This window comes from Microcystis sp. LSC13-02 (assembly GCA_002282935.1).
Taxonomy (GTDB): Bacteria; Cyanobacteriota; Cyanobacteriia; order Cyanobacteriales; family Microcystaceae; genus Microcystis.
In genome coordinates, this window is sequence record MTBT01000293.1 from 1 (window position 1) to 6,172 (window position 6,172).

A 6,172-nucleotide genomic window follows, 5' to 3' on the forward strand; every position below is an offset into this window, starting at 1 on the left:
TCGCTTCTTCATACCTTCCTAAATTACCTAACGCAATCCCTCGGTTGTACCAAGCTTCATGGTAATCGGGTTTAATTTCTAAAGCTTGATCGTAGGATGCGATCGCTTGTTCGTATTCTTTTCCCATTGCATGAATTAAACCTTTTTCATGCCACAATTGAGATGCTCGAACAGGATCGAGAGATGGGGAATCGCTTAAATAGGCCTTAATTTCGGCCAACTTTTCCTGTCGTTGTTGGGGAGTGAATTGCTGATAGGTATCGAGATCGCTGTCTAAATAAACCAGTCTTATAATTTCTCTGTGCAATATGTCCTTATCGGTCGGAAATTCATAAACTCCCGAATACCAATCAAAAAAATCCGACGCACGACGAATAAAATACCGCAAGGCAAATTCCGGCAATAAGAATACTAAAGTAAAGGGAAATTGCCGCTCAAATCGCTCACGGGATAGGTTTAAATAGCCTAAAATCTTAGGAACTCCGGCCCAGGTTCCTCCATAAACTGGACTTTGACTCGACAAGAAATAGCCTTGACTTTCCGCTTCTTCGTAGCGCAGTAGTGCATTTTCTAAACCTCGCACAAAAAGAATGTTTAGATTGGTATAATTTGGTAGATCGACAATTTTCTCATACAAATTATCGGTTTCTGAATCAAGTTGCAGGACTTGAATATTTTTATTGGGTAAATCTTGACTGATTCCCCGAATAATCTCATCAGCTTGCACGGGAGAACAGCGAACAAAGAGTAAATTAAAGCCATTTTTTCGTCTGAGCGATCGCAGTAATGCTTGATAGGATTCTGCTGCTGTTAGGGGTTGATCTTCTAGCAATCCTTCAAAATCCGATTCCTGAGAGTTAGTTAAGGGTTTTACTTTTTGGTTTGTCATTATTATATGTAGCTGTATTCAGAGTTATGAGGTACAATGATTTTCTTACCTGTTCCCTGTTTCCCGCTCCCCATTCATAATTCATCATTCATAATTCATCATTAAACTCCTTAATTTCGGTAATTAAAGGATGCACATCATACCAACTTTTTAACTCTGCATCTGCATCAAAATAAGCATATTGTAAAACACAACGATTGAATAATAATTTACGATGGGCTTCATCATTTTGAATTTCGTTGGTAAGATGTACCTGAGCCAGAATTTTCCACTGCTCGTGTTCTACTGTTCTCCGATAGACATCTCTAGCTTGGGTTATTGCTCTTTGAGCAGCTTTTGCGGTAATGGGTAAAGCATCCACATGATCTAAAGCGGTTTGCATTAATAAAATTAAGTTTCGTACATGACCTCCAGTCATTAAACATAATCGCTCCAGAACTTCTTGACTTTCAAAAATATCTGTTTCTAGCTTTTTCGTTGGTAAAAATTGCTGGGTTCTTTTCTCAATAATAGCCTTAATTTTTGCTATACCATCAGGATTAATAGTACGATCAAGATTACGGATCATAATCATCGGTAAAACCATCGGGTCATTATCATAAATATCGCGGAGATCATTGGCCCGATTAGAATAGGCCATTGAAATAGGTATAGTATAAATCAAATGACAATTTAACCCCTTTAATTGATCGGCTCGATCTAAAAAAATCTCATCATGATTAGTTTGATGATCTCGCCGATTTATTGGTACAATGCGATCTAAGTTATCAACAATTACCACTAATTTTTTTGAATCATCTAAGACAGTTTTGCTATTATCAATAAACTCATTTAGTGCTGTTAACAGCGTAACAGTATGAGGATTAATTTTATTTCTTATTTCTTGTCTTTGACTGGGAATTGCCCGAATCGCCGCAGACAATTTACCAAAATATTTAATTAAATCCCCTGTTTCTAGTTTAACATCTTCAACTTTAATCTCTGTTAAAGCTAAATCAATTAAATCCTGCCAACGGGATTTTATCCAGTTTTTTAAGGGGGTTGAATTAGCCTGTTTTAGTTGTTCTAATAAATGGCGCGTACAGGCAATGAGAATATCTGTATATTGAGCATCTTCTGGATCGATATCATCTTCATCTGCCGCAAAATAAACAACAAAACAATTTTTTTGCTCTAGATATTTTTTCAGGCGCAATAATTCCGTGGATTTCCCCCCTCCTCGATGTCCTGTGTAGAGTTGATGGGTGTACTCTGTTGGCAACGCACGAATAATTTTTCTTCCCAAATCTAGACAAACATCGGCATCTGCTCTCACTGCTTTTAGATCTACATAAAAGGGACTACCAGCAGGTAAAGGAACTGGTTTAAAGGCATTAGCAAGATTAGCGATTAATTTTTCAGACATAGGCGACGATAGCTTGATTGATGTCATTATTATAACAATACTTATTTACAAGATGTTATACCAAATCCGCTTTTAATATTACGATGAACTCCCGATCGAACTTCAAAAACCCAGTTAGGGATTTTTCTCCCACTTCCCACTCCCGATTAAAATTGAATTTCACTCATATCTAGGGATAAAAAGCGATCGAGTCCTAAATACATCCAATAAATAGAGTTTGGGGATTCCTGAATAGTTTTTTGAAATCCCAAGGCTGCGGCTAATTTCTCATAATCGGGATGGATAATCAAGGTATGTAAATCGCAGAGATTAGGAAAATCTAAGGTCATTCTCTGGAGAGTTTTTTGGGCATCTTGCAGGAAGATTAAACGATATTTCTCTAAATAATTAGCATCAATCATCCAACTGCGAATAAATACCGAAAGACAATTTTCATCTCCCACGGATGCCATTTTAAAAGGATCCTGTTCGTTGATCGCACTTAGATGTAAACTCTTGTTAGGAGAGGTAAAAAAATTCGCTTCCGACTCGTTCGCAGTGGGATAGAGGAGATAAAAACCGACGGGATTAAGATTATCTACCCGACGCAAAACTCGCATACCTGTAGTGTAATCTTTTGCCCAACCCCGCAACAGACGAGAAATGCGATGGGGAATTGCTTCAGCATTGCGATTCATCCAGTTATAATTGCCTTTCAGCAAGTTAGCTACAGGAATCGCATCACAACGGGGATTAAATTGATCTAATTGCAATTCTACAGATGATTCTGAGCTATCAGGCTCTAAAATCCCCGCAATTGGTTTGATTTTAACTCTGGTTGTGTTGCCGTCAAAAATTTTTTCAATTAAACCAAGGGCTGCTAATTTATCTAACATCATCCCAGCAGAGCGATCGCTGCCCTGGTCCTGATCCTGATAAAATAAATCCGATGCTTGTCGATGGGTACAGATAATGGCAGTGGTGGGAAAAATTAACTGGAATAAAGGGGGTTTTACCTGTCCCTCGTTGGCGATCGCATAAATCCAGAGACGCAGAAAACAAGTGGCACGCACCCGGGTTAATCCTACTTTCCCCACCAAGCGATCGATCATCTGTTCTTGTTTTTCCCAAGAATACCAAATTTTCAGATGTTTAATCTCCATCTTTTTGGTCCTAGATTCTAACAACGATTATACTTCATACTTCACCCCACTTCACCCTAATTCCCCCCAGTTCTCAACCCTCCCCCGACTAGATAGCGCTCATTGTTGTTGCATCCTTAGAACAGACAGAATGGGTGCAGAAACGTTTAGGAGGCAATTATGAACGATAAAAAATACGGTACTGCTCCCAGTCACACTCAAGCGTGGATTTTTCAAACTTGGTTATCTTTTATTGTCTCTATTTCTGCCACTTCTTTAGGGGTTGTTTATCTGCCAGTAGATCCGTGGATTAAAGGTTATTTAGGCATGGGTTTACTATTTACCGTCGGTTCCACCATTAATTTATCAAAAACTGTCCGCGATGTCGAAGAATCTAAACGCTTAATTAATCGCATTGATGAAGTAAAGTTAGAACGGATATTGACTCAGTACGATCCTTATAAGGATTAGTTTTTCCCAGTTATTGGTTATCAGTTTTTTCGATTATTCTCACCCTTTTTTATGACTTAGGAGAGTTTATATGCTATTCACAACTAATCTAATCAGTGTGACCAAAGGAATAATTTCTGTTTTACAAAATCCCGGTAATACGCTGTCTGTATATGACATTGAAGATTGCTTAAAAGAGAGTTGTTTACAGCGATTATCTTTGCAATATGTTAAAAGCGATCGAGCTACCGCCCAAATAATTGCCCAAAGATATCTAGCCGCTAGTCCCTGTTTAGAAACCTTGCTAAAACTTCCAGAAGATTCCCTAGGTTATCATTATGCTACTCACCTAATTAGTCTCAATTTTGATCCTAATTTTTATCGGTCTATTCAGGTCAATTCCGATACAGATTATCTGCTGCTTCGCCTACGGCAAACTCACGATATCTGGCATATAGTAACGGGTTTTGGTGTAGATGTGATGGGAGAATTGCAACTGAAAGCTTTTGAATTAAGTCAAACTCGTCGCCCTCTAGCTATTGTCCTACTTTTAGGGGGATTATTCGGAGCTTTATTTTCTTCGCCACTTTCCTTAGCCTCTCTCTGGGAAGAGATTGTCATCGCCTATAATTTGGGCAAAAATACTCGACCTTTTTTAGCGCAAAAATGGGAACTAGCTTGGGAGAAATCCCTGCTAGTTTGGCGGCAAGAATTGGCGATTGTCCACTCGAACCTAGAAAATTAATTTTGCTGGACTACTTAGAATAATCGACTAACCCGAATAAATCCCGATTAATCGGACAAAATAGGGCAATTTGCCCATTCAGGGGTCAGAGGACAGAAAAATTGTCAGACAATCGGGAAAAAGTGACAGGGGAAAAATTTTTCCGAACTGGAGTAGCAAAAAAGTCCCAGTCTGGGTAAAATTGATTATCGATCGATTGTGTGAGGAGTTCGATCCCCATGACCAATAAACACACAGCAAGGCTGCTGGGTAGTTACCTGCAGCGCCTGCCTGCCCATAGCTGGCTCGTCCTAGTTTTTTGGGCTTTGATTATCGCCCCAGTCCAGGCTGCTGTCGAATTACGCATTGCCATCAGTAAAGGTGTTAGTGCCGTCTCCGTGGGCAGTTCCACCGATGCTGTGGTGAAAGATGGGGCCGGCAGAGTCTTAGGAGAATTGACCGCCATGAATGCCCTCAATGCTAATCCCAGAGGAAAAGCGGTGGGTTTGGCCGATTGGCAGGCCAGTCAATTGATCATCGAACCAGGGAATGATGGTTACGTCTGGATTAATGATCGCTGGTATCGAGGACGTACAAGGCTCATTCGGCAAGGTTCTGGGGTGACAGCCCTAAATTTAGTCGATTTAGAGGAATATCTCTATAGTGTCGTCGGTGCGGAAGCGATTCCCTCCTGGCCGCAAGAGGCCTTAAAAGCCCAATCCGTGGCGGCGCGCACCTATGCTCTCTACCAAATGAATACTTCCGGCAATCGCATCTACGATCTCGGTACTACCACCCGCACCCAAGTTTATAAGGGTCTAGAAAGCGAGTTTACTAGCACCCAGGAGGCGGTTAATGCCACCGCCGGACAAATTATGAGCTTCAACGGCAAACCGATTCTAGCGGTGTTTCACTCCTCCTCCGGAGGCCATACGGAAAATGTCGAGGATGTTTGGAATTCCCCCTTACCCTACCTACGCGGTGTCGTCGATTACGATCAGGTCGCACCAGTATTTCAATGGTCAAAAAACTTTAGCGCCAGTGAATTAGGCCGTTTAATCGGTGGTGTTGGTCGCGTGCGATCGCTATCTCCCGAAAGGACCACTCCCCACGGACGAGTGATTAGAATGCGCGTAGTGGGCGATCAAGGCTCTAAATTAATCTCTGATACCCAATTACGGCAAATACTGGAGCTGCGTAGTACCCTATTCACGATTTCAGCTAATAACGGTACTTTTGCCATTAATGGTCGCGGTTTCGGTCATGGGATCGGTTTAAGTCAATGGGGTGCTTTTTCCCTCGCTGACCAAGGGGTGACTTATGACCGCATTCTCAGCCATTATTATCAAAATGCTCGTTTAACTGAAATGCCCAATTAAAAAGGCTGTCAGCCATTTCCAGTAAACAGTAAACTGATAACTGATAACTGATAACTGATAACTGATAACTGATTATGAGATAATGTCTGATCTCACTTGTAATTTTTGACTTGCTTGACATCCTCACCGCCGTAAACGGACGGTGATTCCCAAACCTCACGATTTAGGTTTCTGCTTCTTTCCCTTGCGGGGTTCCGCACCTGC

At 41.0% G+C, this 6,172-nt stretch carries 6 protein-coding genes; 3 read left to right on the plus strand and 3 right to left on the minus strand.

The window, feature by feature from the left end; all coding sequences use genetic code 11:
• The 3 genes from BGL89_RS18425 to BGL89_RS18435 form a co-directional block, all read right to left on the minus strand.
• On the minus strand, positions 1-889 hold an 889-nt coding region (locus BGL89_RS18425), incomplete at its 3' end, for a tetratricopeptide repeat protein (RefSeq protein ID WP_286826978.1).
• An 88-nt stretch (positions 890-977) separates the two neighbouring features.
• Positions 978-2,294 carry a P-loop NTPase fold protein gene (locus BGL89_RS18430; RefSeq protein ID WP_286826979.1) on the minus strand — a complete coding sequence of 439 codons (1,317 nt, stop codon included), beginning with the start codon at positions 2,292-2,294 and terminating at the stop codon, positions 978-980.
• Positions 2,295-2,440: 146 nt separating this feature from the next.
• Positions 2,441-3,436 carry a hypothetical protein gene (locus BGL89_RS18435; RefSeq protein ID WP_286826980.1) on the minus strand — a complete coding sequence of 332 codons (996 nt, stop codon included), beginning with the start codon at positions 3,434-3,436 and terminating at the stop codon, positions 2,441-2,443.
• A gap of 159 nt (positions 3,437-3,595) precedes the next feature.
• Between BGL89_RS18435 and BGL89_RS18440 the strand changes: the two genes are divergently transcribed.
• From BGL89_RS18440 to BGL89_RS18450, 3 genes are all read left to right on the plus strand, one after another.
• Positions 3,596-3,886 carry a YiaA/YiaB family inner membrane protein gene (locus tag BGL89_RS18440; protein ID WP_024970485.1) on the plus strand — a complete coding sequence of 97 codons (291 nt, stop codon included), beginning with the start codon at positions 3,596-3,598 and terminating at the stop codon, positions 3,884-3,886.
• 70 nt (positions 3,887-3,956) lie between these two features.
• Entirely contained in the window at positions 3,957-4,610 is a 654-nt protein-coding gene (locus BGL89_RS18445) for a Coq4 family protein (RefSeq protein ID WP_286826981.1), read from the plus strand.
• A gap of 218 nt (positions 4,611-4,828) precedes the next feature.
• Positions 4,829-5,968 (plus strand): SpoIID/LytB domain-containing protein, encoded by a 1,140-nt coding sequence (locus BGL89_RS18450; protein ID WP_286826982.1) that lies wholly within the window; start codon positions 4,829-4,831, stop codon positions 5,966-5,968.
• The last annotated feature ends 204 nt before the right edge of the window (positions 5,969-6,172 follow it).

Bases quoted from the DNA above. Each gene is read 5' to 3' on its own strand.
- BGL89_RS18430 (WP_286826979.1), bottom strand. From the start codon at position 2,294: ATGTCTGAAAAATTAATCGCTAATCTTGCTAATGCCTTTAAACCAGTT.
- BGL89_RS18435 (WP_286826980.1), bottom strand. From the start codon at position 3,436: ATGGAGATTAAACATCTGAAAATTTGGTATTCTTGGGAAAAACAAGAA.
- BGL89_RS18440 (WP_024970485.1), top strand. From the start codon at position 3,596: ATGAACGATAAAAAATACGGTACTGCTCCCAGTCACACTCAAGCGTGG.
- BGL89_RS18445 (WP_286826981.1), top strand. From the start codon at position 3,957: ATGCTATTCACAACTAATCTAATCAGTGTGACCAAAGGAATAATTTCT.
- BGL89_RS18450 (WP_286826982.1), top strand. From the start codon at position 4,829: ATGACCAATAAACACACAGCAAGGCTGCTGGGTAGTTACCTGCAGCGC.